The sequence below is a fragment of the Micromonospora sp. NPDC049114 genome (assembly GCF_040648635.1).
Classification (GTDB): domain Bacteria; phylum Actinomycetota; class Actinomycetes; order Mycobacteriales; family Micromonosporaceae; genus Micromonospora.
Window position 1 is genome coordinate 72409 of the sequence record NZ_JBEZEA010000009.1, and the last position, 26407, is coordinate 98815.

The following is a 26407-nucleotide window of genomic DNA, read 5'->3' on the forward strand; positions in this document are numbered from 1 at the left end:
GTCAGCTCACCGCCGCTCGTGCCTCGGCGTCAGCCAGCATCCCGGCCGACGGTGCCGGTGCGACCTCACGGCCGCCTGTCTGCCACCACCACGCGGTAAGGGCGTCGATCATGTCCGCGCCGTGCACTCGGGGCGGCCGGAACGCGGTCACCCTGTCGGCGGTGTGGCGGTCGAGCGAGCAGTCCCCGATCTCCGCGTTGATGCGCCGCACGGTGCCCGGCCGGTACCGGTCAACCCAGTCCATCTGCGCGAACGGCGACCCGTTCTTCCGATCGGTTGCCGCGTCCCACACCTGCCGCAGCGCGAGCAGTTCGGCGACGACCTGCGGGTGCCACGCCCAGCAGTCCGGCAGCGGCTTGTTCTGCCACCGGCCGTACACGTTGGCCAGCCACTCCACGAAGCCCTTCATCAGCTTCGCCGCTTCCTCCGTGTCGGAGACGGTCAGCCAGGTCAGCGCCGGCACAACCTTCTCCACCTCGCCGTCCTCGTCGGCCCCGGCGGAAAGTTCCCCCAGCCGGGCCAGGTCGACCAGTTCCTCGGCGAGCTGCTTCGTGGCGCGCACCGCCTCCTCGGCGGTCTCCTTCGCCACCCCAGCGGTGCCCCGGATCTCGGCGAGCTGCGCCTGAACCCGCTGCACCTCCTTGATGACGGCGCGCAACTGGACCTGCGTCGTCGGATCCGACTCGGTCACTGGGCCACCTCCTCGGACGTCTCGGCCATGGCCTCCGCGTACCGGGTCTGCTTGGGCGGCTTCCCGACGGCCGCCATCGCCCGCCGCGCGTCCTTCCGCTCGAAGATCGACGGTGTGCGGATGATCGAGATCGGACCCTGTCCGTACACCACGGCGTGGAACTTCGGCAGCGCCGCGATCTGGTCCCGGGTCAGCACGGGCACCCGCCGGGTCGACGTCGACGTCACCTTCCCGTCGGCGTCCTTCGTCTCCGCGGCTTCCTCGCGCTGCCCGGACAGGGCCTCCCAGTGGGCGATGTCCGAAGGGTCCTTGCACCCGGCACCCAGCAGCACCACCGCCGAGTTGCCGAGGATGATCCGGGCACCGTTCTCACCCCACACACCGTGCAGCCACGCCAGCGACTGCACCGCGATGTCCAGGACGATGCCGCGCCCGCCCATGTCCGACGTCCATCGGTCCAGCGGACCCGGGGCGACCAGGGCGGCCTCGTCGAGAGCGAGCAGCAGAGCCGGATCCAGCCGGCCACCCGGCTGACCTTCGGCCCGCTGCGACGCCCGGAACGCGATCTCCGCGACCAGGGCGCCGGTGAGCGCGCCCGTGATCCGGTTGGTGCCGCCCAGTAGGTAGACGGTGCCGTTGCTGGTGAGCAGCGTGTCGACGTCAAGCATGTCGTCGCTGATCTCTGCGTCGCCGATCGCGGCGGCGGTCGGGTTCGACAGCCACTGCAACGCCGGCATCAGGGTGGTGACAATCGACGAGCGGGTGCGCTCGTTTTCCCCGGCCATGCCGAAAAACTGGCGGACGTTCTCCAACATCGCCGCCGCCTCCGGGGCCTTCTCCAGGATGCCCTGCACCCGCTTAGCGGCGTTCTTGGCGGCCTCCCCGTTAGCGGACACCCAACCCAGCACGGTGGCCATGGTGTGTCCGCCGCGGGCCGCCGCGAACAGCATCGGCGCGAGGATCCGCCGGGCCTGCTCGTTCCAGCCTTCCCGCTCGTCGGTGGAGGCGGTGGGCACCATGTCGTCGGCTCGGCGCATCGCCGTTTCGATGGACTTGCAGCCGACCAGCGGCGACCACTTCAACGTCGACGCGATGTCGCCCACGCCGGCCGGGTTGAAGACGTGCAGCGGGCCGCGCTTGGCGCGCATCGGGCCGGTCCACACGAGCAGGTCAACGCGGGTGGAGGTGACGACCGCCGGCCCTGGGTGGTCAACGACCCGGCAGGCCATCGCCGTTGTCTTGCCCGACCGGGCACCGGCAACCCGCAGCACCACATCCTCGGTGGACACCCACAGCGTGCGGTGGCCCGACTTGCCGAGCGGCGCCGCGTACTCGGTGACCGGGGTCCGCCAACGCTGCACGCGGGTCAGCTCGGCGAGGCTGGGCCGCAGCGTGGTTGCCCGGCGCCGCATCGCCAGCGACGACGTGGTCAGCAGGTGCCCGGCGAGGGACTGGACGCCCTGGTTGCGGCGTGCCCGACGCGACCACCGGTCGATGTGGGAGGTGGTGGTTCGGCGGCTGGTGTACCACGACCAGGCGGCCGTGCTGACCATGCCGACGCTGGCGGCCATCGCCGTCCAGCCGATCTGCTGCGCGTGGTCAACCGGCACCTGGGCGGCCACGTAGCCGACCGGCCCGGTGATGATTCCGGCCTGGATGGCGCGGATGCGGATGCTGGACATGGTCACCACCGTCCGTTCGGGGCGCGTCGTGCGTTGCGGATCTGGGCTGCGGCGGCGGCGCGGGTGATCGCCTCGCGGACGTCGCCGAGGAGCCCGACCAACTGACCGCGGGCGACCAGCTCGTCCGAGGCGAGCGCAACCCGCACACGCAGCTCGGCGTGCTCCCGGCCGGAAGCAGCCCGGATGCGGGTCAGGACGGCACGGGCGCGGCCGGAGACGTCGACAACGATCTCGTCGGAGCGGTGCTCGCCGAGTCCGCAGCGGTGGTCCTTGCCGCACCATGGCGTGTGCCTCTGCGGCGGCGTGTTGGTCGTGCGCGAGAATGGCACCGGGTTTCGCCTTTCAGTGGAGGTGGGGACCTAGGGCCCGGCCGGTGGTTGAGTCACCGCGTCCGGGCCTGCCCCCGTTTCTGGGTTAGGGCTGGCCGCCCCACCCGGGCAGGGCGGCCAGCAGGGGAGCTATGCCGGCAGGATTTCGCCGCGTCGAACCTTGACCGGGGTGGAGAGCCTGAACGGGTACGCGTCGTCGGCCTGCTCGTGCCGGGTGGTGGCGATCGACACCGCGTCGTCGCTGAACGGTCCGGCCCAGCCGTCGACCTCCACCCCGTCGACCTCCTCCCAGCCGTGCGGGCTGAGGATCTGGTCGCCGACCTGCACCCGGCAGGCGGGGATTTCCACCCCGTCCGGCCAGGCGGCGTGCAACGCCTCGTCCCGGATGTCCTCGATGAACGCCATCGCCTCGGCGGGTGTCATCCCGCGCACCAGTCCGTACGTCACAGCGCACCGCCTTCGGCCCGGTCCTGCACGGCCAGGCGGGCGGCCTCACCGTGCAGGTCGGCCAGCCGCAGCGCCGCCTCCGGGCTCAAGTCGCCGACGCCCTCCACAACCTCAACCCGCACGTACGCCTGACCGCGCTGCCCGTGGTTGTCGTCCCGCTCGATCCGCACCACGACCGTGGTGACCTCGCCACCGTGAACCGTGTCGGTGACGGTGCCCACCACGCCGATGTGAAGCGGCGAATCGGGGCTGTCCCCGGGGCAGCAGTCGTCGCACCAGTCGGGGTGAGCGAACACCTCGGCGAACGCGGCGAACTTCTCCACCGTCGACAGCAGCGGGTTTTCCAGGATCTGCTGCCCGCGGGCCATTTGCGCGGCGGTCACCGCGTCACCGGCCGCCAGGCGCAACGTCTCGCGGATGCCGTCCTTCACCGCGTCGGGCACCCGACTGTCGGAGAGGGTGGCGCGGATGCGTGACACCAGGCCGACGATCTCCGGGTCAATGTCGGCGGGCGCGTCGACCTCGCGGGCGGCGTGCACGTCGGCGGTCGTGAAGCGGGTGGTGTCGGCGTCGATGAGCCGGTACTGACGGGGCACCGGGTGGATGCCGATCGCGGGGGCGGTCACTTGGCACCGTCCAGGGCAGCAGCGGTGGCCAGCACGTTGGCGGCAGTGATCTCCGCGTCGGTGGCGGTGACCAGGCACCACACGCGGATGGGCCAGCCGGGTACGCGGGACCCCGTCCAGCACGTGTCGGTGCTGTACGACTTCCACGGCCGGTCGCGGTCGAGGTCGTGGACGCGCTTGCTGCGGGTCGGCGCCGCCAGGCCCAGGTAGGCCGCCCACCGGTCGACGGCGTCGGTGTCGTCGTCATCGAACCGCAGGGTCATCGACGGGGTGTCGTGCAGGTCCGTCGACATGGGGATCGGCAGGCCGTGCGTTGCGACGCCCTCGACGACCAGGCGGAACGCCTTGGTCCGGTCGATCGGTGTGGTGGCGGTCTCGGTCGTGTTGCTGGCGCTGGGCGCCGTGGTGATGGAGGATTCCATCGGTTCGTTCCCTTCGTCGGAGGGTTCGTGCCAGGGCTCGGTTCGGTGGCTGGAATCACCGGGTCGAGCCCGCCGCATTTTTGGGCACTTCTTGGGCACCAGGCGATGAAAACTGGTGTGAGATGACGGAAGATGCTGTGAGGCGTTAGCGCAGCTCAGAGCACCTACCGGGCCTATTCGTGCAGGTCAGCGGGTCGGCGGAATTTCTTCAACGCCAAGTGACGGCCGCAGCCTCGCTGACCTGCAATTACGGTCGTCCGAAGGGCCGCTGAACCATGATCATGCCGTCTCCAGGCCGTCAAGGGCTTCGGGGATGTCCTCGGCCGACCCTCACTGGGCACCGCCGAGAAGGGCAAAGCCGCTCTCGACAGCGTCACCCGATCGTTCGGCGAGCATCAGGGTAGCCTCGGGCCTCTGACCGGGCCGGCCGGACTGTCAGCGATGTCGTGTCTCAGGACCCGCGTGACAGTCAGTCTCAAGACGTGGGTGACACCTTCGGCTGGATGCCCTCTGATCTGTGGCTCGACGGGGCCGTTGTAGACCCACCCGTCGAGTGCGGTGGCACGGAACCAGCGACGGACCCTTCCGTTACTCCCGTCTCGGCCACGTATCCGGGAGATCCGACCGCCGGTCCAAGCCAACCCCTGACGGTGGCTGCCACCGCGGCACGTGGCGGTTTGATCGGGACCATATGGCGGCCTTTCGACCAGACCAGCAGCATTCCTTCAGTGGTGCTGATCCTCGTCGTGACCATGGTGATCCGACGGCCCTTCTGATCCCAGGTGTGCCACAACGCCCACCCCTGCGGCCGTGCCTCAACGCCGAGTCGCTCGCAGATGTCGATGTACTCCTGCTCGCTCAGGACGGTCGTGGGACGAACCAGGAGTGCTCCGGCCAGACCAACCAGCGGGGCGTCCGGATCGACGCAGCCGTCATCCTCGAAGTGGTAGTGCCGCAGCTGGCGTCCCAGCGCGTTAACGGCACGCTGGAGAGGCGTCGCATCGTCAGGATCGGGATCAAAGCTCAGCCAGCCCTCGTCCAGCGCCCGATCGACGACGTCATTGGCAAGGAGCTCTATCTCGCGGAGGTACTCCGCGTCAGTGGGGTCGATATCCGGCACCAGTTCACCCTGCCAGGCGCGCTCACGGTCGTCCTCCCCATTACGTGTCACGCACGTCTTGGTACCGATCGGTCACGTAGGTCTCGGGACGTGGGGTGACACCTCCAGCTAGACGATCTCCTCGCATGATGTCGGGGTGCGGCATGGAGTGAAGAGCTGTGTGCGGGTGAATGTGCGTCGCCGGACCGAACTCGCCCGGCCCTCGGTATGACCTTCGGCGGTCTATGGTGTGGCGATGTCCGAGCAGTGGTCCTTGACCGTCGACTGCGCGCGCCCGCGCGAACTGGCCGCGTTCTGGTGCGTCGCGCTGGGGTACGTCCCGGCCGCCCCGCCAGAAGGGTTCGCCACCTGGGAGGCATGGCAGACCCATTTCAAGGTTCCCGAGGACGAGTGGGACGACGGCGCCTTCATCGAGGACCCGGACCGCGTACGACCCGGTGTTTCGTTCCTGAAGGTGCCGGAACCGAAGGTAGTCAAGAACCGCATGCACTTCGACATCCACGTGGGCGGCGGCCGGCACGAGCCGTTCGAGGTGCGCTGGCCGCGGGTCCAGGCGGTCGTCGACAAGCTGGTGGCGGCGGGCGGGGCCGTGCTTCGGGTGGACGAACCGGACGGTACGCCTGACCACGTGACGATGGCCGACCCAGAGGGAAACGAGTTCGACGTCCTTTAGGGAGCGCAGGTCGGACAGATGTGTTGGTTGCCTGGGATCAAGGAGTCGATCGCCATCGTGTCCGCTGAGTGCCCGGTAGGCCGGCAGACATCGGCCGGTCGCGGCTTTGCCTCCGGGGAGGGCCATCCCACTGTGGGCCAGTCCCGAGGCTGGAAGGCTGTACCCTCCGACCGTGCAAAGCCCAGCGCCGAGGACTCCTACCGGGCCGTCACTGGCGGCTGCCTTCCCGGCCCATCTTCAGCGGGACGTGCAGACCGTCTTGAAGCTCCTACCGTCGGCACCCTTGAAGCCGGCCCTGCCGTTCGGTGTAACAGTCGATGAGCAGCCACTGGTCATCCCGTACCGCATCTACCAGGCCGAACCCCCAGCCGGTGCGGAGACCAGCCTGCCGCCGACCCAGCTCGCGATTCTCAACTGCCTCTACACGCGTCACCACGACGGTCGAGTACGGCAGCGACGGCTTGAGCACGTTCTGACGCTGAACGAGCCATGGGTGGTCCCATTCGTGGTCCGGCTCGTCGGGGAGTACGTCCTAGAGATCCTGCTCGACATCCGCCGTGAACTCGTCGAGCTCGACGACCCCACGACCCCGCAGCACGCTGTCTATGGACAGGTTCTCGCCGCCAACCCGTCCTTCCTCGCCGTCACGCGTCAGCGAGTGGCGAGCTACTGGGCCTGCTACTACCGGCATCTGTACTCCGACCGCCGTTACTACCCGGGCTTTACGCTCATCGAGTCCATGCGAGCCGCAGCAAGGCACCACAGCGCCCCCACCAGGTCACGACGTCCTCGTGTCTAGACGATGGGCAACGCGCCGTCGTAGTCCATCCCGATGCGCGGGCGAGTCCCAAGATCAGGCCGTACCCAGGCCGTCAGAGGTGAACCAAGCGCAACGAACGTTGACCAGCGATGACCGATGGATGCACAGCTCAGGCGGCATCTTGTCCGTGTTGATCGACTATGCCCTCACCGCTGATCAATGCAACGCCAAGTGGCCGGCGCGTCCAGACCGGTTCTAGAGCCTTGTCAGCGTGCGGAACTCCCCCTCCAGGCGCGCATGTGAGGATGCCTACATGGAACGGACACTGGGGCGGCGGGCGGCCTCGGACGCGGTAACCGACCAGGGGTGGCGGTATTTGCTGGGCGCGTTGCGCACCTCGGTTCCCGTCGGTTCATTGGTCCAGGCAACCGAGGTGGTGGCTCGCGCGGTGGCGGCGTGCGGTAGCGACGCCGATCGGCACCTACGCGCTGACATCCGGTCCGACCGGGTGGTCCTGACTCTGCAGTCGTTGGATCAGGCGGCGCTTACCGCTTGCGATATCGACCTCGCGCATCGGCTTTCCGCCGCGATGCGGATCGTCGGGCTCCGGACGGAACCTGAGATTGGTACGGGAGCGCCGCGGTCGGTCCAGCTGGTGGAGATCGCTATCGACGCGCTCGACATTGCGGCGGTCCGGCGGTTCTGGAAGGCCGTGCTGGGCTACACGGATGAGGCGGGAGCCGACGGTCCCACGGATCCGATCGTCGACCCGGTCGGGCAGGGTCCGGCGATCTGGTTTCAGCACATGGATCAGCCACGCCCGGACCGGAATCGCATCCACTTGGACATCTGTGTCCCGCACGACGAGGCGCCACGGCGGATCGAAGCCGCGCTGGCCGCCGGCGGTCGACTGGTATCCGCGTCCCATGCCCCCGCATTCTGGGTTCTCGCCGATATCGAGGGTAACGAGGCGTGTGTGACGACCTAGCAGGGCCGGGACGACTCGTAGACCGGGCTGACGCGTACACCTCGAAAGCCACCGGGGACAGCTACGACGGCGCGGGAAGCCTAGGCCTGCCGCGTGCCTGACGAATCCGTCCCAGCACAGGCACGACAGGCGGACCTTGTTCCTCGGTCGTCCTGGTCGCCGTCGGTGACATCCGACTGCCGGCGGTCGCACTCGAACTCAGGCAAAGCATGGACCATTGCCGCCAGGACGCCATGCACGAGCGGAAGGCCGGCCAGCTCGCTGATCGCGAACCACGCCATGTCGTCGTGCTCCTCGGGTGCGCGGTTGGTCGGAGTGCCGGCCCAGTCCCCGATGTGCCAGACGCCCGCGTGAAGGGCGTCCGCACCAGTGCCGTCATGCACGACGCCCAGCCGTGCGGCCGACTCCGTCACGATGTGCACACCGAGTTCCTCGTGCATCTCGCGTGCGAGGGCCTGTAGTTCCGACTCACCCGTTTCGACCAGCCCGCCGGGCAGGTCCCAGACATCGGGGTAGGCCCGTTTGGTCGGCCTGCGGTGTACGAGCAGGACCGAGCCGTTTTCAACGAGTGCGCCCGTGACGACGACATGCATGGCGGGAGTAGAGCACAGGGATGGGACAGACTCGCCAGAGCCGAAGGGGGTGGAGCGTGCCGCCGGCTCGGTGGCGATGCTGCCCGCGTTAGTGTTCCTCGATCATCGGCTCAGCCCAGGCCGCGTGACCGAACTCCCAGGTCCAGGTGATGCCGTCGGAGTCGCCCGTGGCCAGGTTGGCGGCGGCGGCGATCAGATGTCGCCCTGCCGGCACGATGGCGACTCGCTGCCGGACTCGCTTCGCGTGGCGGATCCGGTACTTCAGGCCCTCGATGTCGACGACTCCGCACCCGTCGCCTGGCTGGTCGACGGCGGTCGACTCCACCGTGACGGGCCAGCCTTCCTTCTTGGCCTTGTAGAGCCAGACCTCGAAGGCGCGTTGCTTGCCGTCGTTCTCTGAGACCCGGGCGATGATCTCGATCGGGTCCGTCCGGTTGTCCATCGTTGTCCTCTTGCCGTGGGCGGGGAGTGCACGGTAACGGTCGGGCGGCTTGTCACTCGTACCGGTACTTCAGCGCGTCCGCCTCGGCCTGCTCGATGTCGGCGATCGTCAGCTCCGGCATCCGTAGCTGGGCCAGCGTCACCTCGGCCGAGGTCGGCTGCGCGTCCGCTGGCAGCCACCGGTCGGGCTCCCAGACCCCGGTGCGCAGGAGCGACTTGGGGCAGTGCGGGTAGACCTCGTCGATTCCCACCACCAGCGCACTGGCCGGCGGCTTGCCCACGGCGGTCAGCTGTGACAGCAGGTCGGGGCGAGTGGAGACGCAGGCCCGGCCGTTCACCCGAAGCGTCGTGGTGCGCCCCGGGATGATGAACAGCAGTCCGGCCCGTCCGGTGGCGATGACGTTCTGCAGAGTGTCCAGGCGCTTGTTGCCGGTCGCGTCCGGTATCGCCAGCGTCCGTGCGTCCAGGACGGCCACGAACCCGGCGGGGCCGCCGCGCGGGGAGACGTCGCAGTTGCCCTCGGCGTCCACGCTCGCGACCAGGACCAGCGACGCGCAGCCGATCAACGTTCGGGTCTGCGCGGTGAGTTCGGTCATCTGTTTCCGTACGGCAGCCTCGCTGGGTAGGGCGTAGGCCTGGCGCAGCGTCTGCTGGTCGGGCACGGCATCGAGGCGGAGCGAGTCGAAGGCGGTGGCGGCAGGGGCTGGCGTCATGCCCCGACCCTATGGGGAACCCAAAAGCGGGTGGGGCCCGTGTCTTCGGGCCGCAGCTCAGGGCGCTGCGCGGTCGCGACCGACCCAGGTGGCGACACACACCTCGTTGCCCTCCGCGTCGGCCAGAACCCACCACATCGGCGCGTGCGCGTCGGAGACCAGGTGGCCGCCGGCGGCCAGGGCGGCGGCGATGCGTGCCTCCGCCTGATCGTGCGGAACAGCGATGTCGAGATGCATGCGGTTGCGTTGCGGGCGGGGCTCGTCCATCTGCTGTACGCCGAAGCCGGGGCCGCGGCGCGAAGGGTCGTAGAGGTAGTCGTCGCCGATCTGGGAGTAGCCGAGCACCGCACGCCAGAACGGCAGCACCTCGGCGCCGACGAGCGCGTCGAGGGTGAGGTTGATGACCTGCACGGCCGTCGGGTCGGCGGAGAGGCCCCGCTCCCTGGCGGCGGCCGAGATCCGCCGGGCCAGCCCGGCATCGCGCCGGGACAGGGACACGGTGACGCCGGCGCCGCGTACGTCGATGGTCAGAATCTCCTGCTCGGCCTCGTCGGCGAGCCGGCCGATCTCCTCGACGAGAGCGATGCTCCCGGTCAACGAGCCGGTGGGGAAGTGGGCCGAGACCAGGTGGTACAGGGAGCGCCAGTCCTGCACACCCTCGGCCGCGTGGAACTCGCTGGCCGTGATCTGCCGCGTCATGGCAGCGAACGTAACATCGGACGCCCTCAACCGGAGTCCGACGAGCAGTGGAAGCGGATCGCGCTCGGTTACCAGGCTCGCGACATGGACGAGAAGTGGAACGTGTTCGTCGAGGACGAGGTCGCGTTCCTGCACCGCAGCTGGACCGGTAATGGAATCTACGAAGCGTCCTTCTCGCCCGTGCCCGGCGGGGGCTGGCGCATCTCCGCGCTGGTGGTGGAGTCCGATCCGTCGCGTTACCGCCGCAGCTCGGATCAGTACGACCGCATGATGGTCGAGCTGGTGCTCAGCGGGATCGTGCTCGGTGAACCTGCCGTCGACCTACGCGCCGAGCTGGTGGCGCTGACCACTCAGGAGTCGGGACGCACCGACCTGCCCGCGGGGGTCGTCGAACACAGCGCGCTCGGGCTGAGATCACCCCGGTAGGTCGATCCGGGGATGCGACCTGCCAAGCAGGCCGCCATTGCGTGTCGAGAACGCCCTGGCGGCTTCGTCTCAGGGGAGGATGCGACCACGGCGGCGCACCAGAGCGAGGAGATCCCCCATGGCGATCCAGCGGATGGACAACGTCCTCATTGTTGTCAACGACCTTGACGCTGTCATCGCGTTCTTCGTCGAACTCGGCATGGAGTTGGAGGGCAGGGGGCCGGTCGAGGGACGGTGGGTGGAGCGTGTGATCGGCATCGACGACGTCCGGCAGGAGGTGGCGATGCTGCGGACCCCGGACGGTCACGGCAAGGTCGAGCTGGCGATGTTCCACACGCCGAAGGCGATCAGCCAGGCACCGGAGAACGCGCCCGCGAACACGCTGGGGATTCGCCGGATCATGTTCGCCGTCGACGACATCGAGGACGTCATCGCCCGGCTGCGCGCCCACGGGGCCGAACTCGTCGGCGACGTCGAGCGGTTCGAGGACATCTTCCTGCTCTGTTACCTGCGTGGCCCGGAGGGCATCATCGTCGGGCTGGCCGAACACCTCGACTGAGCCGCGAGAGTCAGGCTCCGACCTCGGCGACCATGGTGTCCGCGTTCTCGAACGACTCGACCGTGCGGAACCCTTCGGACGCGTAGAGACGGACGGCCGCGTTCGCCCGCTCCACGCTCAGCGACACGGTACGGATGCCGCGGTCCCGGGCGGCGTCCAGGACGGCGCGCAGCAGCGCCCGGCCGACACCCCGCCCTCGCCAGGCTCGGAGCACTCCGATGGTCAGCTCCGGCACGTCGTCCGCGACGTACCCGTAGCCGGGATCTTCGGCGCTCAGGTGGCGGAACCAGGCGGCGCCGAGCGGCCGGTGAGCGGGGTCGACCGCGACCACACCGACGTCGGTGGGCCGCATCCACCCCGTGACGTAGTGGGCCAGCGCGGGATCGGCCAGGATCCGCTCGCGCGGCCAGTCGCGCTCGGGTAGCCAGTTGACGGCCTCGACGAGCATGTCCGCCAGGAAGTCGGCGTCGGCCGGGGTGGCCGCGCGGATGTCGAAGTCGGTCACGGCCCAAGCCTCGCACGCGTACGCCGACCTGGCCGGCCACCCCTTCCGTGTGTTCGTCGGCTGACGGCGCGGTCCGACTCCGCCGCTACCCGGCGAAGGTGAATTCGAAGGTGCCCGCCTCGACGCGACTGACGAACTCGCTCACGTCGTCGGCCTGCCGGATGGCGCTGTCCCAGCCACCGCTCGTGAGGTCCACCAGCAGCACCGGCATGGTCTCGCTTCGCAGGTCGAGCACGAGTTGTTCGCGGGCGCCGTCACCGCCGATGATCGCGATACCCGGGTGGGTGTCGTCGCCCGACACGTCCCCCAGCTCGATCGTCTGGCGGGGCGTGTTGAGCCAGACGTAGGCGCCGGTGGTCATCCAGCCTCGTCGTAACCACGACCCACCCTGCAGATAGCTGCGCCAGGCGGCGGGCAGAGCACGACCCAGCGCCACCTCGGCGTCGGTGAACTCCTGGTCGTCTACCGGGCCGCGGTAGTCGGCCTCCTCGACGATCGCGCCGACGATGTGGTCGTTGAAGGCGTCAAGCTCCTCGGCAGGGATCCAGTACTCCAGGACGTCCCGGCCGCCGACCTGGTGGACGTCGTAACGGTCCAGGTACGACCGCTGGACGTCGAACCGGGTCACGTATCCGACGCCCCCGGCGGGAACGTTCCACTCCCGCGCGATCTTCGTGGCGTACCAGCGGTTGAGCACCGGGTAGAAGATCGGCTGGTCGGGAAGACGTGGTGGCCAGGCACGCCACCCGGACGCCGCCACGAGGTCGAGTTCGGCCTGCCCGGTGGGCCGCCACAGGGTGATCGTCTCGGGGGTGTCGATGGCCTGCTCCTGGGCGTGATCGTGCGGGTCGCCGACGATGGGTCGTCGGTCAGGCTCTGCCGTAGGTCGCGTCTGGTGCCCCGGTCAGGCCGGCGGGCTGCTGCGGCGTTGCCGCGCCTCGATGTCCCGCTGCACCTCCGGGTCCCAGAGGGCGGCGTTCCAGTCCTCGGGCTGCGGCTCAGGGGACAGCGGCATCCCGGTGGTCGACACGCCTCGTTGCTGCGGCAGGTGGCCGCGCTCGCCCGCGCCCTGCGGGCCGTCGGGACGGACGGCGGCAGGTGGAGTCGCCGGTTCGGCGAGCAGTCGTTCCACCCGGCGGTGCAGGATCCACGCGCCGACGATGACGAGGAGCGCGGCCAGCGCCCGGACGAGATGGAACGCCACAGGCGTCTTCATCGGCAGCAGGTACGACAGGAAGAGCAGGAGGGACCCCCCGGCGACAGCCCAGTTGCGGACGGCGGCGAGCGTGCCCCCGTGGGCTTCGACGGCGCTCTTCGTGCGGTTCGACCAGGCGAGGAAGGCGAAGAAGAGCGCCAGCGGCACGACGATCGAGAGCGCGGTGAGGGCACCCGAGCCGGGCGACTCGATCACGTCGGCGTCGATCGCGGCCCGGAGCAGCGAGAGCGCGGCGAACGCCCCGGCGAGCGTGACCAGCGTCCACAGGGTTGCCCGCCAGCCCGCGGGCGGCCGGGCCACGGGGTCGGGGCCGCCGACGCAGCTGTGTCCCTGCCCGGGATGATCGAGCGCTTGTCCGCACCGCGCACAGTTCATGGCTGGTCGTTCCCCCGTGATCATGGTGTCGAAGCCGGATCACGCTAGCAGCAAACGCGTGGCGAAGTCGGCCGGCGTCGGGTGGCGGGAGCGTGCCGCTGAGAGCGAACATGCGCCACGCCGGAGCGTGTGGTCCCTACGATGTCCGAAGAGGTGGCCGCTGTGAACGGGGATGACCATGCCGGAACCGCGCGCTTTCTGGCTCGACGAGAACTTCGACCGGGAGCACGGCGTCGACGGTCGCGGCCGTTACGAGGCCGAGGTGCTGAGGCGGCTCGACGAGTTCGCTTCCAGCTGGGACGACATCGCGCCGGTGAGTTTCGCGGCGACCGCGTGGCGGATCGCGGGTGAGCTGGAGCCGGGCTACGTCCGCTGGCACCGGCGGATCCTGTCGGCGTCCTGCACGCGCAGCCCGTGGGACGGGGGCATGGTGTGCGCGGTCACGGTGATCTCCCGCTGGCCGGCGGAGCTGACCTGGACGAAACAGTGGCAGCGCGACCGGGGTTGGCAGGACTGGCCGCAGCTGTTCGGCCAGTACACGACCCCGTCGGAGCAGGACGTGACGCGCAACCCGCACCTGCGCGCGCTGCTCCAGGTCGAGGCGCCGGTTCCGCTCGGTGATCTGCCGCCGGCGCCCGCCGGGCCGCAGGATCAGGTGGCGGCCGCGGCGCGCAGGGCGGTAACGGTGCTGGCCCGGGAGCTCAACGAGCTTCTGGCCCCGATGATCGGCCAGCTCGACGCCGGGGTGCCGGCCGACTCCTAAAGGACGCGGGCCGCCCACAGCCGGCGGGGGAGTCCGGGGCGACGGCGGTCACCCCGGACTCCACCGGTCACGCGGTGCGGTAGGCCCGCAGCACGGTCTGCGTCACCGTGTTGCCGGCGGTGTCCGTTGCCGTCACGCGCAGCGCGACGAAACCGGGCCGACAGGGGTGGGTGACGAGGGCGACGCCGTGCCGCACCGGCAGCGCGACCCACGTTGCGCCGTCGTCGAAGGACGCGGCGACGCCGAGCGTCCGGTTGGCCGCTGCCGACGAGCCGGCCTGCCGGTCCAGGCTGACAGCGACGGGCATGACCCGCCCCGCCCGGGCGGTGTTGGTGTCGTCGAGCTTCGGCGTCGGGCGGGCCGTGGTCAGCGGCAGCCGCTGCGGCGCCGAGGTGTGCGCCGAGGTGAACGTCCAGGCCACCGTGACCGACGTCGACAGCGTGTCCGGGGCGCCGCGCCGGGCGGTCGCCTCCAGCCGGTAGTCAGCCTTGCCGGCGGGCACCGTGAACTCCGCCCACGGACTGTCCGAGGTGCCGATCCGGGTGCCGTTGCGGAACAGCCGGACCTCGACCGGCAGGTCGTCGCGGCTGGCGGGGCGGCCGGTCGCGTCACCGAACAGCGGCAGCGACGCGATCGAGATGGTGTCGCCGTCGCGTCCCGCGTACCCCAGGGGGCTCAGGGTCGGCGCCTGGGTCACCGACGGGCCGAACGGTGCCGCGTTCCAGGTCTGGGTGTACGTCCGTCCCGGCTGGAGGGACGACTCCTGCATGGTGGAGTTGTCGCCCTCGACGAACGTGGAGGTCCAGGTGAGACCGCCGTCGGTGTTGTAGTACTCCGTGCCGTGAAAGGGCAGGTCGATGGGCGTGTGTGACCCGATCGGGCCGGATCCACCGGTCGCCGCCGCGCGGTGGAAGCGGACCGCCGTCGCCGTTGTCGACTGGCGGCGGTAGGTCACGTCGACGGTGGCGAGGTTCTTCGGCGTCAGCTTCGTCGACAGGCCGGTGAACATGTCGCCCTGGCGGACGTAGGCGAGGTCGTACGTGTAGGGGCTGTTGCGGAAGGTCCCGTCCCGACCGGGGCGGCCGAGCCCGACGCCGAGCGTCGCGGCGAACTCGGGGGCGGCGACGGCGGGCCCGATCCGGCCGAAGAACACGTCCGCGAACGACACCCCGCTGAGCTGGACGCCCGGGTAGCGGAAGCCGTCGTCCCAGTTCGCGCTCACGTTGATCGCGGTGGGCGCGGCGTCGCGCTGCGGCACGGTCAGTGCGACGGGCTTGGCGGTACGGGCGTCGACGGCCTCGGTCACCGGGCCGTGGACGTCCAGCACCGGCTGGACGAGCAGCGTCGAGGCGCTTCCCTCGTGGATGGTGCTGTAGAGCGCGTAGCGGCCGACGGGCAGCCGCAGCGTGCCGCCGCCCGGCTCGGCGGTGAGGGTGCTGAACTCGCCGGTGGTGAGGTTCGCCGCGACTGTCGTGTACTCGGTGGCCGGTTTCCCGTCCCGACCCGTGTGGGGGAGCGCGACGTCGTAACTCTCGATCTCGCGGTTGAGGGCGAACGGCGTGCGTACCCGCAGGTCGCCGGCGCCGGTGGCGACCACCGCGCCCTGGTAGACGCCGTCGGCGGCGTTGACCCGGGTGTCCACGGTGATCGTGGCCTCGGCCCGTCCGCCGGCCGGCACCACGAGCGTGGTCGGGCTGACGGTGAGCATGCCGGCCGGCGCGGGGGCGACGGTCAGCGACAGGGTGACCGGCGCGGCGCCGGTGTTGCGGTAGCCGACGACCCGGGTGACGGGGGTGTCGTCGGCGTGTGGCCAGCGCTGGACGGGAAAGTCGATGGCGGCCACGTCGGCGGCGACCGGCTGGGCGACCGCGCGGGCGATGTCGACCCGGCCGGCGCCCTGCTCGTAGAGGGTGTCCGCGCCGGTCGGATTGGCCGAGTCCATCAGCGCGGCCTTGAGCTGCGGGCCGGTCCAGTCCGGGTGCTGGCCGGCGAGGATCGCGGCGCTGCCCGCCACGTGCGGGGTGGCCATCGACGTACCCGACATGGTGGCGTAGTCGCCGCCGGGGGCCGCCGCGACGATGTCGACGCCCGGCGCGCTGATCTCGGGCTTGATGTGATTGTCGCCGACGCGCGGGCCCCGGCTGGAGAAGTACGCCCGCTGGTCGTCGGCGTCGACGGCCGCCACAGCGAGCGCGTCGTCGGCGGACGCCGGCGAGGACACGGACTTCGGCTTGCCCTCGTTTCCGGCGGCGACCACGAACAGCGTGCCGTACTGGCGGCTGAGGTCCTGCACCGCCGTCTCCAGGGGGTCGAGGCCGGGCGCGTCGTCGCCGCCCACGCTCAGGTTGACCACCCTGGTCTGCGGGGCGAGCCACTGCATGCCGGTGATGATGTCCGAGTCCTGGCACTCGGTGGTGGCGCAGACCTTGCCGACGAGCAGCTTCGCACCCGGCGCGACGCCCCGGTACCGGCCACCGGACGCGGCGCCGCTGCCCACGATTGTCGACGCCACGTGGGTGCCGTGCCCGACCGCGTCGGCGGGGTCGCCGCCGCCGGTGAAGTCCCGGACCTCGGTGAGGTGCCCGGCGAAGTCGGGGTGGGTGGCGTCGATGCCGGTGTCCAGCACGCCGACGGTGACGCCGGTGCCGTCGAAGCCGGCCTGCCAGGCCGCCGGGGCGCCGATCTGCGGCACGCTGCGGTCCAGCGTCACCCGCCGCTTGCCGTCGAGCCAGATGGCGCTGACCCCGTCGGTGAGCGTGCGGGCCATCGACGTGCCCCGGGTGAGCGACGACCACAGCGTCACCCGGTCGTCGCGGCCCGCCCGCACCGCGAGGGCGTGGGCGGCGGGCAGGTCGGCCCGCACACGCCCGTCGCCTCCGAGGGTAGCGGTCCGCGCCCCCGCCGCGCCCTTTGCGGGGTACGCCACCAGCAGCGGCAACTCGGCCGCCCGGTCGTCGTAGCCGAACTCGGCGAGCGTGGTGAGGTCGAACAGCCGCCGGTCGAGCCGCCCGTCGCGCAGGAGCGGCATGGCGTCCACCGGGATGACGAACTGGTGGCCACCCTCGCGGCTTGTCACGAACCGCATCGCGGTCCGTCCCGTTCCCCGCTCGATCGCCGGGCGGCCGGCCGCGTCGACGGACACCCGGTCGCCGGTGATCAACGTGAAGGTGCCGGGCGTGCCGGGCCTGCTGGGCGTGCCGGAGACGGTGGCCGCCGGCCGCACCTGCGCGCTCGCCGGGTTGGCCGTCAGGCCCGCCGCGACCAGTGCTGTGGCGAGCACCCCGGCCGTCAGGGCGCGTCGTTGACGTCGTCGCACATCGTCCTCTCCGCCACGGGCGTCTCCCGGGACGGCACGATGACGCCTGGGCCCGCCCGCCGGTTGATCTTCGCGGGTGTGACCGTGGTCACAAACCGACCCCGCCGAGGGGCGGCCGGATCGACGCGGCGAGTTCCATGCGCGGTGACCAGGGGGACGAGGCTTCGGAGGGGCGCAGGTCGGATGCGTGATGCTGAGGAGTTCGATGCCCTCTACGCCGCCTGCGCCGGGCGGATCGTGGGTCACGTCTACGCGCTGACCGGCAACCGCAGCGAGGCCGAGGACGCCGTCGCGGAGGCGTTCATGCGGGCCTGGCAGCGCTGGCACACCGTCCGGGAGGCGGACAGCCCGGAGGCGTGGGTCCGCGCGGTGGCCTCCCGGGCGGCGGTGAGCAGCTGGCGTAAGACGTTCAACCGGATCCGTGCCCACCACCGGGCCGCCGTCGACCAGAGCGTGCCCGGCCTCAGCGAGGACCACGTGGCGCTGATCCAGGCGCTGCAACGGCTCAGCGCCAACGAGCGCCGCGCCGTCGTGCTGCACCACCTGAACGACCTCAGCGTCGCCGAGGTGGCAGCCGAGATGCGGGCGCCCGTCGGGACCGTCAAGACGTACCTCGCCCGTGGTCGCCGCGCGATGGCCGGGTTGCTGACCGAGGCGAACCAGGAGGGAACCTCCCATGGCTGATCCGCACGACGACCTGCGGGCGATAGTCGACGAGGTCCGACGCGTCACCACCCTGCCCCCGGCGTCGACGCTGCGGGGGCGCAGCGACCGGCGGCGGCGACGCCGCGGGGCCGTCACCGGCGTGGGGCTGGCCGTGCTGGTCGCGACCGTCGGCACCACAGTGCTGCGGGTACGCGCCGACGTCACGACGCCGACCGGTGGCCCGGCGGGCGTGGCGTCGCCCCCCACCCCGAGCGAGACCACCCCGGCCGAGACCACCCCGAGCCAGACCGCACCGGCGGGACCGCAGGACATCCTCGCCGGTCGCCGACAGGTCCGGATCGTGGTTCCCGGCCTCGGTGGGGCGGCGCTGGCGACCGACCCGGACGGCGACCGCGTACGGGCCACCGCCGGGGCGGGCGTCGACGACCGGGCGCTGTGGGTCCTGCGGCCGGCGGGAAAGGCGTTCCGGATCGAGGCGGGCACCCCGGCCGGAGCCGGCCAGGTCTGCATGACCGTCGTGCACGACGCCGCGCCGGGCAGCGTCCGTGCCCGCGGCTGTGACCCGGACGCGGCGACGCAGCTCTTCATCATCGACCGGGTCGCCGACGGCAGCTACTCGATCCTTCAGGGCAGGCGCTACGTGCAGGTCGTCGACGGCACGAACGCCCTCGTCCCCGACCTGCCGGAGGCCCTGACCACCACCTACGAGTTCGAGGACCGGGGCTCGTCGGGCTCCTGACCGGCGGCGTCCCGGCACTGTGGTGCGGGGCCGGTCCACTGTCGACTCCGCGGGGTCGGGCTCAGGAGACCAGGGTGCCGCCGTCGATGGTCACCACCGTGCCGGTGCTGTAGGTCGCCCGCAGCAGATAGACGAACGTCTCGGCGACCTCCTCCGGCTCGCCCACCCGACCCAGCGGAAGTGACTCGCCGAGCTGGGCGTACATCTGCTCTCGGGTCTCCTCCGTCAGGGAGTCCCACAGTGGCGAGCGGATCACGCCGGCCGAGACGGCGTTGACCCGGATCGGGGCGAGTTCGACGGCGAGCGCGCGGACCAGGGCGTCGATCGCCCCGGTGATGCTGGACGGGACCGTCCAGCCGGCACTCGGCCGGTGGTTGGCGGTGCCGGTGGTGAGGGTGATCGACCCACCGGGCCGCAGGTGCGGCAGCGCCGCGTTGACAGCGGACAGGGCGCCGAAGTACCGCAGGTCGAAGGCGGCACGAGCGGCGGCGAGGTCGAGGGCGTCGACGGACATCAGCGCGAGTGGCTCGCCGGCGGTGTAGACGAGGTGGTCGAACGGGCCGATGTCCTGGAACAGTCGGGCCACGTCGGCGGGGTCGGTCAGGTCGGCCACGTACCCCTGGGCGCCGGTCGGCAGGGTCGCCAGGGCGCGGTCCACGCTGCGCTGGTTGCGGGAGGCGACCACGACCTGGGCGCCCTCGCTGGCGGCCCGGACGGCGGTGGCGAGCCCGATTCCCGATGTTCCGCCGAGTACGACGACCCGCTTGTCGCTGAGGCTCATGATCGTGTCCTTTCGGATCCGTGGTGGGGACGGTTCCCACCATGCGCCGACTCCGACGTCCACGTCCAAGACCTCTTTCACCTGCTGTGATGCCCGGAGGGTATCGTGGGACAGGTCGCATGCGGGGGCGGACGGGGGAACCGGATGGATGTCGATCTGCGCAAGCTCCGCTACTTCGTGGCGGTCGCCGAGGAGCTGCACTTCGGGCGGGCCGCGGCGCGGCTGCACATCGCCCAGCCGGTCCTGTCGCGCCAGATCCGGGCGTTCGAGCAGGAACTACGCGCCGAGCTGTTCGTCCGGGACCGCCGCTCCACCGTACTGACCGAGGCCGGTCGTCAACTGTTGACCGACGCCCGTCCGCTGCTCGCCTCGGCCGAGGCACTGCACCGACGGGTGCAACGGGCCGCGCACGGCAGGTCGACGTTCACCATCGCGTTCATGCCCGGCATCATCGTCACCGCCGAGGCTCGCGCGATCGCCGAGCGGCACCCCGACCTGTCCGTCGATGTCGTGCGCACCTCCCCGCGCGATCAGGCCGACGTGGTACGCGAGGGACGCGCCGACGTCAGCTACGTACGCCTTCCGGTCGACAAGCGCGGCCTGAGCCTGCGCCCCCTGTTCAGCGAACCGCGGGTCGTGGTCCTGCCTCGCGAGCACCGTCTGGCCGGCAAGGAGTCGGTCGACCTCGCCGAGCTGGTCGAGGAACGGCTTCTCCAGGACCCGGACGTGGTGCCCGAGTGGCGGGACCTGCCGAACCGTCCGAGCGACAGCGATCCCCGGCCCCGGCCCGTGCTGTCCTCCGTCGAGGAGAAGCTGGAACACGTCGCCGCGGCCGCGGGAATGGTGATCCTGCCGCTGTCGATCGCGACGTTCTACACCCGACCGGACGTCGCCCACGTGGCCGTCGACGACCTCGGGCCCAACCAGGTGTGCCTGGCCTGGGCCGAGGACAATCGATCACCGCTGGTGCGGGAGTTCGTCGACCTCGCCGCGCGGCAGGCGCAGGCGGCCGGCCGCGGGTCGGCGGGCGGGGATGGCTGGTGACTACGCTCGGGGCATGTTCCGTACGGCCCGGCCCGATGACTTCGCGCAGATCATCCGCCTCTACCGGCAGCTGAACCCGGACGATCCGATGGTGGACGACGGATCCGACGAGGCGGCCTTTGCGCAGATCGTGGGCTCACCGGGGCTGCACCTGTTCGTCCTGGAACGGGACGGGGTCGTCGTCGCCACGACGTACCTCAACGTGATCCCCAACATCAGCCGGTCGGCGTCGCCCTACGCCGTCATCGAGAACGTCGTCGTCGAAAAGTCCCGGCGCGGCACCGGTCTGGGCCGGCAGATCATGGCCGGCACGCTCCAGGCGGCGTGGAACGCCGGCTGTTACAAGGCGATGCTGATGACGGGCTCGCGCGACCCGTCGACGCACGCCTTCTACCGCGCCTGCGGGTTCTCGGCCGACGTCAAGACCGCGTACCTCGCCCGTCCGCCCCGATCCACGAGCTAGGCGGGGAAGGTCTCGCGCAGCGCGGCGTCCAGCGACCGACCGGTCGTCGGCTCGACGAACAGTTCGGCGAGCAGCAGGTCCGCGAGGTAGGTGGGGTTGATGCCCGACTCCTTGCCGCCGAGGCCCTGCATCGCGCCGCCGAGTCGCAGGGCGACAGTCGCCGCGCCGGCCGGCAGCCGGGCGACCCGGCGGCGTCGGCCCACCGACTCCGCGATCCGCCCGATCATGTCGTGCCAGGTGAGGTTCTCGTCGGCGACCGGGATGTCCGCGCCGCTCGCCTGTTCCAGAGCGTCCGCAGTGACCTCGGCGACGCTGCGCGCCGAGGCCGCGGCGCTCCCGCCGTTCGGGGCGACCAGAGGGGTACGCGACCGTGCCCACCGGTCCAGCGGCCCGGCCCAGTTCGGCAGCCGGTCGCCGGAACGACCGAAGACGAACGGCAGTTCGAGGACGGCGATCGGCAGGTCCGGGCCGGCCGCCGCGCGTCCCTCCCGGGCCTGCTCGACCCGGCACCTGATGTACGTGTGCCGCTCGGCGAGCCGCCACTGTCGATGCCGCCGGTCGAAGTAGGTGTAGTAGGAGCCCAGCACGGCGCCGCGGGTGAGGCCCTCGGCGCGGGCGGCGGTGAACAGGCGCACCACCGGATCGACGTTGTCGCGGCGGAACTGCGGATAGATCGGCTTGGGCAGTGGCCGCTGCTCGTCGGTGCGGGTGCCGTACACGACACCGTCGTGACCGGCGAGCACCGGCCGCAGCTCCTCGATCGAGGCGGACCCGACATCGAGCAGGTGGTCGACGCCCGGCTGGGCGGTCCGCGCCACCGAGGTGGTGGTGTGGCCGCGCTCGCGCAGCACGTCCACGATCTGCGCGCCGATCAGGCCACTGCCACCCACCACGAGGATTCGCACGCTGCATCGTCCACTCTGGAACGGGGTGCTTGTCAAGCCACGGTGCGAGCTGACCCACGCGGGCCCGAGACGACGACCGGAAAAGGAGCCGGGGCGGACGGTTCGCACCGCCCGCCCCGGACTCCCGCCGTTCAACGGCCCGGCCGCCGACCAGGCCGGGTACCGCCGCCTAACTGCCCAGGACGAACTTCTCCCAGGCTCCCACCGACGTGCGGTTGGCGATCAACGAGCTCGCCCCGGCGTTCTCGGCGCACACGATCTGGTTGTTGACCGTGGCGCGCAGGCTCACCGTCCCATCCGAGTTGGTGATGAGCTGGAACGTCTCCGACGTCCCGATCGACGTGCCGCTGGCGACCAGCGCTCCCGCGCCCGCGTTCGTGGCCGAGACGTAGAGACCGTTGGCGCGCGACCGCAGCGCGATGTTGCCGTTGCCGGCGTCCACCCGGTCGAACTGCTCGGTGCTACCGACGCTGGCCTTGTTGGCGATCAACGCGGTGGTGCCGACCGCCGACACGTACTGGTTGTTGATTTGGGCCCGCATGGTGGTCACCGGCGTGCTGGGGGTGCCGGTGGCGAAGGTGAACGCGTCGACGTCGAACAGGTAGCCCGACCCGCCCTTGAACACCAGGTACAGCGTTGTCGACGCGCTGGGCGGGTTGCTGATCGTGCCGGACACCTCGGTGAAGGTCTCCCAGTTGCCGGTCACTGGCACCGTGACAGTGCCCAGCAGGGTGCCGGTGGCCGAACCGGTCCGCACCTCGATCGTGCCACCCGCCCCGGCCGACGACGCCCGCACGGTGATGCGGTTCGCACCGGTCAGGTTGTACGGCTGGTACGAGATCCAGTCGTTGTTCTCGATGAACCCGGCGGTACGACCACCCTCGGCGCTGGTGTGGTCGGTCGCCTGCACACCCGACTGGGCGCCGAAGTGCTCACCCTGGCGGTGCTTCGGCTGCAGCGTCTTGATGCTGTGCGTGGTCAGCCCGCCGTTGTCGGTGTAGGCGGCGTCGAAGACCCCGTAGATGTTGGCCGCCGCGTCGTGCTCACCGTCGGTCGGGACGGTGATCGAGCCGCTGCACCCGTTCTTCGAGGTGATCTGGTGGGCGTGGCTGTCGTGGCCCAGCGCGTACGTCATGCTCACCTTGGAACAGTCGATGGTGCCGTCCTGTGGGTCGCTCACGCTGATCTGGTACGACACGGTGTCACCGAAGCTGAACAGCTGCCCATCGACGGGCGAGGTCAGCGTCACCGTCGGCGCGGTGTTGCCCACGGTGACGACAAGGCTCGCCGTGCCGGACAGGCCGGTCGGGTCGGTGACCTTCAACGTGGGGGAGTAGGTGCCGTTGGTGGTGTACGTCTTGGTGGGGTTGGCCGCCGTCGACGTGGTGCCGTCACCGAACGTCCACAGGTAGCTCAGCGCCCCGCCCTCGGGGTCGGAGCTGCCGGCCGACGAGAAGTTCACGGTCAACGGGTTGGCCCCCGACGTCGGGTTCGCCGAGGCGACCGCGATCGGGTTGCGGTTGCCGCCGCCGATGTACTCGATCCGGAACAGCGCCTGGTTGTTCGAGCCCGTGCCGTAGTCCAGCACGTACAGCGCGCCGTCCGGGCCGAAGGCCATGTCCATGACCTGCGTGCCGCTCCACGGGAACGAGGAGATCTCGCCGCGGGAGCCGTCGGAGTTGATGGCGATGGGCTTGATCCAGCGGCGGCCGTACTCGCCGGCGAAGAACAGGCCGTTCAACGACTGCGGGAACTTGACGCTGGAGTTGAGCGAGGCGTCGTACCGGTACACCGGCCCGGCCATCGGCGACTCGGAGCCGCTGCCGAACTCCGACGGTGATCCGGAGTCGCCGGCGTACTTGATCCAGGCCGGCTTCGCCGCGGGCAGCGTGCCCAGGCCCGTGTTGCGGAACGAGTTGTTGGTCGGCCCGCCCGTGCAGTTGTACTTCGACTGCGACGGCCCGGACGGGAAGGTGTATTCATTGTATGTTTCGGTGCTCGTGTTGCTGCCGGTGCAGTACGGCCAGCCGAAGTTGCCGGGCGCCGTGATGCGGTTGAACTCCACCTGACCCTGCGGACCGCGGCTGGAGTTGGTGCTCCCGGCGTCCGGGCCGTAGTCGCCGACGTAGACGACGCCTGTCGCCTTGTCGACGCTCATCCGGAACGGGTTGCGCAGACCCATCGCGTAGATCTCCGGACGGGTGTTGGCCGTGCCGGGCGCGAACAGGTTGCCCGACGGGATCGTGTACGTCCCGTCCGCCTGCGGCTTGATCCGCAGCACCTTGCCCCGCAGGTCGTTGGTGTTTCCCGCCGAGCGCTGGGCGTCGAACTGCGGGTTGCGGTTGGTCCGCTCGTCCAGCGGCGCGTAGCCCGACGACTCGAACGGGTTGGTGTCGTCACCGGTGGTCAGGTACAGGTTGCCGGCGGCGTCGAAGTCCAGGTCACCGCCGACGTGGCAGCACTGCCCGCGGTCGTTGGCGACCTGGAGCACGATCTTCTCGCTGCTCATGTTGACCGTGTCGTCGCTGTTGAGGGTGAACCGGGACAGCCGCAGGTGCCCCTTCCACCGGTCCCAGTCCGACTGCGTGCCGGTGGTGGGGGCGTCCCCGGACGGGGTGCTCAACGTGGGCGAGTAGTACAGGTAGATCCACCGGTTGGTGGCGAAGTTGGGGTCGACGGCGACGCCCTGCAACCCCTCCTCGTCGTGCGTGTAGACGGACAGGGTGCCGGAGACCTTGGTGTTGCCGGCCACGTCGGTGACCCGCAGGACGCCGTTGCGGGCGGTGTGCAGCACCGAGCGGTTGGGCAGAACGGCCAGGGACATGGCCTCGCCCAGCTCGGCCGAGCCGGTGGCGAGTTTGACCTGCTGGTAGTCACTAGCGGGAATCACCACCGCCTGCGCGGCGGTGGAGGGCGCGACTACTGCCAGGGTCACACTCGCGACGGTGGTGACCGCCGCGACGAGTGCCCGGGACCAGCGCCGGGATTTCGAAAGCATGATCGTCCTTCCTCGACGACCAGGGCCGGGGCGTGCGGGGGCGCACCACGGCCAGGTGAGGGTGGTGGGGAGCTAGCCGCGGAGCGGTCAGTTGGTGACGAAGTCGAACTTCTCCCACTGACCGATGGAGGTCCGGTTGGCGATCAGCGGGGACGCGCCAGCGTTGTCGGCGGCCACGTACCGGCTGTTCACGGTGGCCCGCAGACTCACCGTGCCGTCGGAGTTACGGATCAGCTGGAACGTCTCCCACGCGCCGGCGGTGGCCCGGTTGGCGATCAGCGCCGAGGCCCCGGCGTTCTCCGCCGCGACGAACTGTCCGTTGCTCTTGGCGCGCAGCGCGACGTTGCCGTTGGCGAGGTTGACCACCTCGAACCGCTCACTGGTGCCGGCGGAGGTCTTGTTGGCGATCAGCGCCGTGGTGGCGTTGGGGGCGCTGACGTACTGGTTGTTGGCGCGGGCCCGCAGGGTGGAGCCGGTCGCGGCCGGCGGCGGGGTGGTCGGCGGGGCCGTGGTCGGCGGCGGGGTGGTCGGCGGGGCCGTCGTCGGCGGGGCCGTGGTCGGCGGCGGGGTGGTCGGGTTCGTCGACCCCGGCGAGCAGTTGGCGCTCACCGAACCCGCGGCGACCTGCAAACCACCGAGCAGCATCCGGGTGAAGTTCGGGTCGCTGTACGACGCCTCGGTGTGCCCGAGACCCGTGTACCAGGCCCGCCCACCGCCGTACGCCTTGCACCAGGTGATCGGGTGGTCGCCGTTCATGTTGCCGCCGCTGTAGGACGACTCGTCGAGGCTGGCCAGAACCCGTGCGCTGGACCGGGGGTTGGTGCGGTAGTTGTACCACTCGTCGGAGCGGACCCAGGTGGCGCCGAGGTGCGCGGTCGACGGGTTGGTCCGGTCCTCGATCTTCACGGTCGCGGTCTGGATCGCCGGGTGCGAGTCGAACCACGCGCCGACGAGTTGGCCGTACCACGGCCAGCTGTACTCGGTGTCGGCCGCGGCGTGCACGCCGACGTACCCGCCGCCGGCGGCGATGTACTGCTCGAAGGCCGTCTGCTGGCTGGAGTTGAGGACGTCGCCGGTCGTCGACATGAAGACCACTGCCTGGTACTGGGCCAGGTTGGAGGTGGTGAACTGGCCGGCGTCCTCGGTGGCGGTCACGCTGAAGCCGTTGGCAGCGCCGAGCTGCTGGATGGCCGCGACCCCGGTCGGGATGGACGAGTGCCGGAAGCCGGCGGTCTTGCTGAACACCAGCACCTTGGTCAGCGGTGCGGCCGAGGCTGTCGTGGGAAGGGTTATCAGGCCGGCCATCAACACGGCCAGGCCGGTGACGAATGCCAACAGGCGGGGACGGGAACGCATGGTCCTGCTCCTTAGCTGAGCGTCGACCCCGAGGGGTGCGCGAGGGCACGCCCGGGGCCAGGGTGGCGGTGGTGCGGAAGCCGGGCCGCCGATGCTCGGCTGATGTGGAGC

28 protein-coding genes and 1 pseudogene are annotated in these 26407 nt (G+C 70.6%); 10 read left to right on the top strand and 19 right to left on the bottom strand.

Annotated features, from left to right (window positions below):
* Position 1: 1 nt before the first annotated feature.
* The 7 genes from AB0B39_RS23745 to AB0B39_RS23775 form a co-directional block, all read right to left on the bottom strand.
* On the bottom strand, positions 2–691 hold the full coding sequence (locus AB0B39_RS23745; protein ID WP_357575413.1) for a hypothetical protein: 690 nt from the start codon (positions 689–691) through the stop codon (positions 2–4).
* A complete protein-coding gene (locus tag AB0B39_RS23750) occupies positions 688–2373 on the bottom strand; it encodes a TraM recognition domain-containing protein (protein WP_357575414.1) in 1686 nt (561 codons plus the stop codon). The genes AB0B39_RS23745 and AB0B39_RS23750 overlap by 4 nt, the downstream gene beginning before the upstream one ends.
* A 2-nt stretch (positions 2374–2375) precedes the next feature.
* Entirely contained in the window at positions 2376–2702 is a 327-nt protein-coding gene (locus tag AB0B39_RS23755) for a hypothetical protein (RefSeq protein ID WP_357575415.1), read from the bottom strand.
* Positions 2703–2831: 129 nt separating this feature from the next.
* Positions 2832–3149, bottom strand: a complete 318-nt coding sequence (locus tag AB0B39_RS23760) for a hypothetical protein (protein WP_357575416.1) — start codon at positions 3147–3149, stop codon at positions 2832–2834.
* Positions 3146–3775, bottom strand: coding sequence for a hypothetical protein (locus AB0B39_RS23765; protein ID WP_357575417.1), 630 nt, complete (start codon positions 3773–3775; stop codon positions 3146–3148). Before AB0B39_RS23765 ends, AB0B39_RS23760 begins: the two co-directional genes overlap by 4 nt.
* Positions 3772–4197, bottom strand: a complete 426-nt coding sequence (locus AB0B39_RS23770) for a hypothetical protein (RefSeq protein ID WP_357575418.1) — start codon at positions 4195–4197, stop codon at positions 3772–3774. Before AB0B39_RS23770 ends, AB0B39_RS23765 begins: the two co-directional genes overlap by 4 nt.
* Positions 4198–4672: 475 nt before the next feature.
* Complete coding sequence (locus tag AB0B39_RS23775; RefSeq protein ID WP_357575419.1) at positions 4673–5368, bottom strand: hypothetical protein; 696 nt, start codon at positions 5366–5368, stop codon at positions 4673–4675.
* A gap of 184 nt (positions 5369–5552) precedes the next feature.
* On the opposite strand from AB0B39_RS23775, the gene AB0B39_RS23780 reads away from it, so the two are divergent.
* From AB0B39_RS23780 to AB0B39_RS23790, 3 genes are all read left to right on the top strand, one after another.
* Positions 5553–5990 carry a VOC family protein gene (locus AB0B39_RS23780; RefSeq protein WP_357575420.1) on the top strand — a complete coding sequence of 146 codons (438 nt, stop codon included), beginning with the start codon at positions 5553–5555 and terminating at the stop codon, positions 5988–5990.
* A 283-nt stretch (positions 5991–6273) separates the two neighbouring features.
* Positions 6274–6789, top strand: coding sequence for a hypothetical protein (locus AB0B39_RS23785; protein ID WP_357575421.1), 516 nt, complete (start codon positions 6274–6276; stop codon positions 6787–6789).
* A 274-nt stretch (positions 6790–7063) separates the two neighbouring features.
* Positions 7064–7738 carry a VOC family protein gene (locus tag AB0B39_RS23790; protein WP_357575422.1) on the top strand — a complete coding sequence of 225 codons (675 nt, stop codon included), beginning with the start codon at positions 7064–7066 and terminating at the stop codon, positions 7736–7738.
* 80 nt (positions 7739–7818) lie between these two features.
* Here AB0B39_RS23790 and AB0B39_RS23795 read toward each other — a convergent pair whose 3' ends face one another.
* The 4 genes from AB0B39_RS23795 to AB0B39_RS23810 form a co-directional block, all read right to left on the bottom strand.
* Positions 7819–8331 (bottom strand): NUDIX domain-containing protein, encoded by a 513-nt coding sequence (locus AB0B39_RS23795; RefSeq protein ID WP_357575423.1) that lies wholly within the window; start codon positions 8329–8331, stop codon positions 7819–7821.
* A gap of 88 nt (positions 8332–8419) precedes the next feature.
* Positions 8420–8773, bottom strand: coding sequence for a hypothetical protein (locus AB0B39_RS23800; protein WP_357575424.1), 354 nt, complete (start codon positions 8771–8773; stop codon positions 8420–8422).
* Between the two features lie 52 nt (positions 8774–8825).
* Complete coding sequence (locus tag AB0B39_RS23805; protein ID WP_357575425.1) at positions 8826–9485, bottom strand: MSMEG_1061 family FMN-dependent PPOX-type flavoprotein; 660 nt, start codon at positions 9483–9485, stop codon at positions 8826–8828.
* 57 nt (positions 9486–9542) lie between these two features.
* A complete protein-coding gene (locus AB0B39_RS23810) occupies positions 9543–10184 on the bottom strand; it encodes a VOC family protein (protein ID WP_357575426.1) in 642 nt (213 codons plus the stop codon).
* An 84-nt stretch (positions 10185–10268) separates the two neighbouring features.
* Here AB0B39_RS23810 and AB0B39_RS23815 point away from each other — a divergent pair, with 84 nt between their 5' ends.
* Positions 10269–10610 (top strand): hypothetical protein, encoded by a 342-nt coding sequence (locus tag AB0B39_RS23815; protein ID WP_357575427.1) that lies wholly within the window; start codon positions 10269–10271, stop codon positions 10608–10610.
* Positions 10611–10728: 118 nt separating this feature from the next.
* A complete protein-coding gene (locus AB0B39_RS23820) occupies positions 10729–11169 on the top strand; it encodes a VOC family protein (RefSeq protein ID WP_357575428.1) in 441 nt (146 codons plus the stop codon).
* A 10-nt stretch (positions 11170–11179) separates the two neighbouring features.
* Here AB0B39_RS23820 and AB0B39_RS23825 read toward each other — a convergent pair whose 3' ends face one another.
* The 3 genes and pseudogenes from AB0B39_RS23825 to AB0B39_RS23835 all read right to left on the bottom strand — a co-directional run bounded on the left by AB0B39_RS23825 (position 11180) and on the right by AB0B39_RS23835 (position 13190).
* Complete coding sequence (locus AB0B39_RS23825; protein ID WP_357575429.1) at positions 11180–11674, bottom strand: N-acetyltransferase; 495 nt, start codon at positions 11672–11674, stop codon at positions 11180–11182.
* A 493-nt stretch (positions 11675–12167) separates the two neighbouring features.
* Positions 12168–12494, bottom strand: a pseudogene (locus AB0B39_RS23830) (ADP-ribosylation/crystallin J1); the annotation flags it as partial.
* Positions 12495–12578: 84 nt separating this feature from the next.
* Positions 12579–13190: a hypothetical protein gene (locus tag AB0B39_RS23835; RefSeq protein WP_357575430.1), complete on the bottom strand. Its 612-nt coding sequence runs from the start codon at positions 13188–13190 to the stop codon at positions 12579–12581.
* A gap of 253 nt (positions 13191–13443) precedes the next feature.
* Here AB0B39_RS23835 and AB0B39_RS23840 point away from each other — a divergent pair, with 253 nt between their 5' ends.
* On the top strand, positions 13444–14028 hold the full coding sequence (locus tag AB0B39_RS23840; RefSeq protein WP_357575431.1) for a hypothetical protein: 585 nt from the start codon (positions 13444–13446) through the stop codon (positions 14026–14028).
* Positions 14029–14095: 67 nt separating this feature from the next.
* Here the strand turns inward: AB0B39_RS23840 and AB0B39_RS23845 are convergent, their stop codons facing one another.
* Positions 14096–17344: a S8 family serine peptidase gene (locus AB0B39_RS23845; RefSeq protein ID WP_357575432.1), complete on the bottom strand. Its 3249-nt coding sequence runs from the start codon at positions 17342–17344 to the stop codon at positions 14096–14098.
* A gap of 183 nt (positions 17345–17527) precedes the next feature.
* On the opposite strand from AB0B39_RS23845, the gene AB0B39_RS23850 reads away from it, so the two are divergent.
* Together AB0B39_RS23850 and AB0B39_RS23855 are read left to right on the top strand one after the other, a co-directional pair.
* Positions 17528–18028 (top strand): SigE family RNA polymerase sigma factor, encoded by a 501-nt coding sequence (locus tag AB0B39_RS23850; protein ID WP_357490232.1) that lies wholly within the window; start codon positions 17528–17530, stop codon positions 18026–18028.
* On the top strand, positions 18021–18749 hold the full coding sequence (locus AB0B39_RS23855; RefSeq protein ID WP_357575433.1) for a hypothetical protein: 729 nt from the start codon (positions 18021–18023) through the stop codon (positions 18747–18749). Before AB0B39_RS23850 ends, AB0B39_RS23855 begins: the two co-directional genes overlap by 8 nt.
* Positions 18750–18810: 61 nt before the next feature.
* On the opposite strand, the gene AB0B39_RS23860 is transcribed toward AB0B39_RS23855, so the two are convergent.
* Complete coding sequence (locus AB0B39_RS23860) at positions 18811–19530, bottom strand: SDR family oxidoreductase (RefSeq protein WP_357490235.1); 720 nt, start codon at positions 19528–19530, stop codon at positions 18811–18813.
* A 144-nt stretch (positions 19531–19674) separates the two neighbouring features.
* On the opposite strand from AB0B39_RS23860, the gene AB0B39_RS23865 reads away from it, so the two are divergent.
* Together AB0B39_RS23865 and AB0B39_RS23870 are read left to right on the top strand one after the other, a co-directional pair.
* A complete protein-coding gene (locus AB0B39_RS23865) occupies positions 19675–20574 on the top strand; it encodes a LysR substrate-binding domain-containing protein (RefSeq protein WP_357575434.1) in 900 nt (299 codons plus the stop codon).
* A gap of 13 nt (positions 20575–20587) precedes the next feature.
* The gene (locus AB0B39_RS23870; protein WP_357575435.1) at positions 20588–21037 is read left to right on the top strand and encodes a GNAT family N-acetyltransferase; all 450 of its coding nucleotides are present in this window, start codon (positions 20588–20590) and stop codon (positions 21035–21037) included.
* Here the strand turns inward: AB0B39_RS23870 and AB0B39_RS23875 are convergent.
* The 3 genes from AB0B39_RS23875 to AB0B39_RS23885 all read right to left on the bottom strand — a co-directional run bounded on the left by AB0B39_RS23875 (position 21034) and on the right by AB0B39_RS23885 (position 26296).
* A complete protein-coding gene (locus AB0B39_RS23875; RefSeq protein ID WP_357575436.1) occupies positions 21034–21942 on the bottom strand; it encodes an NAD-dependent epimerase/dehydratase family protein in 909 nt (302 codons plus the stop codon). The genes AB0B39_RS23870 and AB0B39_RS23875 overlap by 4 nt on opposite strands.
* A gap of 169 nt (positions 21943–22111) precedes the next feature.
* Positions 22112–24940 carry a PQQ-dependent sugar dehydrogenase gene (locus AB0B39_RS23880; protein ID WP_357575437.1) on the bottom strand — a complete coding sequence of 943 codons (2829 nt, stop codon included), beginning with the start codon at positions 24938–24940 and terminating at the stop codon, positions 22112–22114.
* An 87-nt stretch (positions 24941–25027) separates the two neighbouring features.
* A complete protein-coding gene (locus AB0B39_RS23885) occupies positions 25028–26296 on the bottom strand; it encodes a ThuA domain-containing protein (protein ID WP_357575438.1) in 1269 nt (422 codons plus the stop codon).
* Positions 26297–26407 lie beyond the last annotated feature (111 nt).